Source organism: Calothrix sp. CCY 0018, from assembly GCF_963920925.1.
In the GTDB taxonomy this organism is placed as follows: Bacteria; Cyanobacteriota; Cyanobacteriia; order Cyanobacteriales; family Nostocaceae; genus Rivularia.
Genome location: NZ_CAWUDI010000097.1, coordinates 1 through 4,096, shown reverse-complemented (window position 1 = coordinate 4,096; position 4,096 = coordinate 1). Strand labels below are relative to the sequence as shown.

Here is a 4,096-nt window from a genome sequence, read left to right as displayed (position 1 = left end):
GCCTTCTGCCTTTTTACGATTATTTAGTTAGCATACCAAGTGCTGAAGAACCATAATTATTATCTAAAAATGTTTTTTGGTTTGATACACAGTCATAATTAATTTGATTTATATCTTGTAAGATTGCCGTAAAGTCGAAATTTTCGCAACACCGCCTTGGAATTTATTCCAAGGCTCAAAAACAAAGTCTGATAAATCAGACTGATTAAGGATTATAGTGCGTTTTAACGTACTTTGTATGTCAGCCTTGAAATTGATTTCTCTGCGAGAAAGCCTCCGGCTTACAAGGCGGGTGCTGAAGCTTAACTACAATGGTGCAAGTTATTAAAGAAATATGACTGATAATGGTTAGTTTAGGAAACCGATACAAGCAGAGTGCATTCTCAAATCAATTAATATACAAGCCTTAATTAGCAACAGCTATAAGTTATAAATTTATCCGTAACAATTTAAGCTTTAACTCCTTCTGAAGATACTTATAAAATATTGATTCATGTTTAATTCTGAGAATAGGTATTAGGCAGAACAAGTTAGAAATTATGAGTTATTAATTATCACCTTTGACCTTTAACCTCTAACCTTTAACCTATTTTTAATTCCCAATTGCCAATTCGTAAATAATTAAATGACAATCCCTATTATTATCGTTATCTTATTAGCTTTCTACCTTGCTTTTAACCTCGGAGCAAATGACGTTGCTAATGCAATGGGTACTTCGGTGGGTTCTAAAGCAATTACTTTAAAACAGGCTTTGGTAATTGCTGGAATACTGGAATTTACTGGTGCTATTTTATTCGGACATGAGGTATCCCAAACTTTAGCTACAGATGTCAGTAATCCGGCTTTATTTGCCAATGCACCCGAAATTTTTGCAACTGGGATGTTTTCGGTTTTATTAGCTAGTGCTTTATGGCTGCAATTAGCCACATCGCGGGGTTTGCCGGTTTCATCTTCTCATGCAACTGTTGGAGCGATCGCCGGGTTTAGTATCGTAGCTGCGGGGTTTAATTCGATTGAATGGTCATCGATTGGCACGATTACTTTGGGCTGGGTAATTACACCAGTTATCAGCGGCTGTATTGCGGCTCTATTTTACAGTCAAATCAAGCGCTGGATTTTAGATCAACCGCAGCAATTACAACAGTTAAACGAGTGGATTCCCTGGTTAAGTGCTTTGCTATTGGGAGTATTCGGAATAATTGTTTTACCAAAAGTAACTCAGCCGCTTGCAACTTATTTAATTGAGCAACTTGGTTGGCAAATACCTTCTCATGATGTTCCGCTTTTCATCGGCACAATCGCGGCTGTAGGGCTTACGGTTTATAGTTGGCGAGAAGCGGGGAGATGGGGAGATGGGGAGATGGGGAGAGAGGGGGAAGAAAGCAATTCCCAATCTTTAATCCAAAATCCAAAAGAGTTAAAATCTAAAATCCAAAATCCAATTGAGCGTATATTTGGTAGATTTCAATTGTTGAGTGCTTGTTTTGTGGCGTTTGCTCACGGCTCTAATGATGTGGGAAATGCGATCGCTCCTTTGGCTGCTATAACTTATATCAATCGCAGTGGGAAAGTTCCTATTTACGATTTAGATATTCCCGTATGGATTCTTGTGATTGGTGGTGCTGGTATTGTTTTCGGTTTGGCAGTTTTGGGTAAAAAAGTTATTGCGACTATCGGCGAAAGTATTATTACTTTGCAGCCAAGTAGTGGTTTTTGTGCGGAGTTGGCAACTGCTACTACGGTAATTCTTGCGTCTCGTTTGGGTTTACCAGTTTCTACTTCTCACGCACTTGTTGGTGGTGTGGTTGGTGTTGGCATAGTTCAAGATATAAAATCGGTGCAGTTCAAAACTTTGCAAGGAATTGCTGCTGCTTGGATTGTGACGCTTCCGGTAAGTGCAGTTTTAAGCGCGGTTATTTTTAGTTTGATTCGTTTGATTTTGGGATAAATCACAAATCTAAAGCTGGTTTGTAGTAAGGGCTTTAGTCCTCGCATGGAAGGGCTTAAGCTAGGCTGTTAACTCTATACCTTTTTTTCAGTCTAAAAGTTGATCGCAAATCCCTCTCCCCCAACCCCTCTCCCAAGTTTGGGAGAGGGGAGCCGGAGGCGGAGTGAGGGATTGCGGGTTGCGATTGTTACTGGCATAAAAATTGTATGAACTTTAAGCGCGGAAATCTTATCAAAGTCAACACCTTAGACTCAAGCCCTTACTACGAACTTTTATAAATTGCTTTTACCAACGGGACGCTGACCATCTATATTCATCATATGGTCAATTTCTAAATCGCTTTCATCAATGGGACGTTCGCCATCTACACTAATGGTTTGATTATCTTCAAAATTGCTTTTGGCAATTGGGCGCTTTCCATCTACATTAAAAGTCTCTTCAACTTGAAAATTGCTTTTACCAACGGGACGGCGACCATCTATATTTAAAGTATGGTCAATTTCTAAGTCGCTTTCATCAATAGGGCGATTACCGTCTACATGAAGAAATCCATCTTCTTTATCGGCGCTTTTATCAATAGGAAGATGATATTCGACGTTGTAGGTTTCTTCAATATCAAGATTGCTTTTAGCAACAGGGCGATTACCGTCTTCATTAAAAGTATGATCGATTTCAAAATCTTTTGAGTCAACTGGACGCTTGTTGTCTGCTTTTGGGGTTTTTGAATCTTTTTTTGATTTTTTGCTTTTTTTATTCATGACGAATCCTAAATAGTTGAAAAAATAAATTCTGTGCTGAAATTATTTTTTAATAGTACGATCTTTAGTTGAGTAAATACTTGTATCTTTAGGATTAAAATTATCTAAATGTGGTGCTAATTTACTTAAAATGACATTGTTACCTTTCTAAATCTAAGGTTCATAATTTGCAGTTGGAAGTGCGACTTCGGAAAATACCCGTCATCTGAATTCCTGTTACCAACATTATCAACAATCCTAAACCTATCAAAAGAATATATATTGCTTGTAAAGATGAGCCTAAATAGCTGCCTTGATGAATACTCATAAAGAACTGAGCTTGTTGAGCAGATAAACCAAACCAGGCTTTACCAAGACGATAAATAATACCTGTTGATACACTAACAAATAGAGGTAAGAAGAAAACAGGAGCTAATAAACTATGCAGCAAATGGACGTTAAATTTTGCAGGCTTTAAATTCTTTTTGTCTATTTATTTTCGCTGTTTGAGCATACTTATTCCAGTAATAACTATACCAATCAATCCTAAGCCGGTTAGCAATACATAAATTGGTGCAAGAGGCTTTCCTAAATATCTGCCCTCGTGAATAGTCATCATCAAATTGCCAAACTCATTTGATAAACCCTCGCCAACTTCTTCCAATTCGATAACTAATACCAGTCAAAGCACTAAGTAATAGCGGTAAAAATAAGATTGGAGCTATTTTACGGTGCAACTTACGGAAATTCATTTTTTACTTATAATTGTTAATTATGTTAACTTTTTATTAATAAGAGCGATATTCTTTAAAAATTTCGGCTTCCCCATTCTTATTAAAAGAAACTACAGCAAACGGATCTTTTTTATCTCCCATTTCCATTCCGGGGGTACCTGAAGGCATTCCGGGTACTGATAAACCTATTTGCTTAGGCGATCGCGCAATAAAACGTTTGATATCATCGGCGGGAACGTGCCCTTCCATGACATAACCATCAATAATTGCGGTATGACAAGATGTTAATTGTTGAGGTACGTTGTATTCTTGTTTAATTGCTTCCATATCTTCGGTTTTAATATCATCTTTGATTTCAAAACCATGTTTTTGCATATGTTCTACCCAACCTTCACAGCAATTACAATAAGGGCTGCGATAAACGGTAACTTGTTTTGCTCCTGAATAAAGTGGTGCGGTTTCCTTATCCCATACGCTAGCGATGGCTTGGGCATTATTTCCCGTAAACGGAAGCCAATAAAATACTCCTACCATTGCTAAAATAACGACGCTTTTTATTATAGAAAAAACCAATTTTGACTTAGATTTAAACATTATAGAGAACCTGATTTGTATTTTGAATTTTGACCGAAAACAATGGGATACAAGCCTCGTTCTTCTAGAACGGCTTTAATCAT

General features: G+C 37.4%; 5 protein-coding genes. 1 reads left to right on the top strand and 4 read right to left on the bottom strand.

Translation table 11 applies throughout. The features are described from left to right. The first annotated feature begins 625 nt into the window (after window positions 1–625). Window positions 626–1,948 (top strand): inorganic phosphate transporter, encoded by a 1,323-nt coding sequence (locus ACM03V_RS34195; RefSeq protein WP_414625263.1) that lies wholly within the window; start codon window positions 626–628, stop codon window positions 1,946–1,948. A 272-nt stretch (window positions 1,949–2,220) separates the two neighbouring features. Here ACM03V_RS34195 and ACM03V_RS34190 read toward each other — a convergent pair whose 3' ends face one another. From ACM03V_RS34190 to ACM03V_RS34175, 4 genes are all read right to left on the bottom strand, one after another. After that, on the bottom strand, window positions 2,221–2,706 hold the full coding sequence (locus ACM03V_RS34190) for a hypothetical protein (RefSeq protein ID WP_414625262.1): 486 nt from the start codon (window positions 2,704–2,706) through the stop codon (window positions 2,221–2,223). 160 nt (window positions 2,707–2,866) lie between these two features. Beyond that, window positions 2,867–3,136: a peptidase gene (locus ACM03V_RS34185; RefSeq protein WP_414625261.1), complete on the bottom strand. Its 270-nt coding sequence runs from the start codon at window positions 3,134–3,136 to the stop codon at window positions 2,867–2,869. A gap of 42 nt (window positions 3,137–3,178) precedes the next feature. Then, a complete protein-coding gene (locus ACM03V_RS34180; protein WP_414625260.1) occupies window positions 3,179–3,349 on the bottom strand; it encodes a hypothetical protein in 171 nt (56 codons plus the stop codon). 124 nt (window positions 3,350–3,473) lie between these two features. Then, entirely contained in the window at window positions 3,474–3,953 is a 480-nt protein-coding gene (locus ACM03V_RS34175; protein ID WP_414625264.1) for a DUF411 domain-containing protein, read from the bottom strand. Window positions 3,954–4,096 lie beyond the last annotated feature (143 nt).

What these genes read in the sequence shown, in the direction of transcription:
- ACM03V_RS34190 (WP_414625262.1), bottom strand. Translation starts at nt 2,706, where the DNA reads ATGAATAAAAAAAGCAAAAAATCAAAAAAAGATTCAAAAACCCCAAAA.
- ACM03V_RS34175 (WP_414625264.1), bottom strand. Translation starts at nt 3,953, where the DNA reads ATGGTAGGAGTATTTTATTGGCTTCCGTTTACGGGAAATAATGCCCAA.
- ACM03V_RS34195 (WP_414625263.1), top strand. Translation starts at nt 626, where the DNA reads ATGACAATCCCTATTATTATCGTTATCTTATTAGCTTTCTACCTTGCT.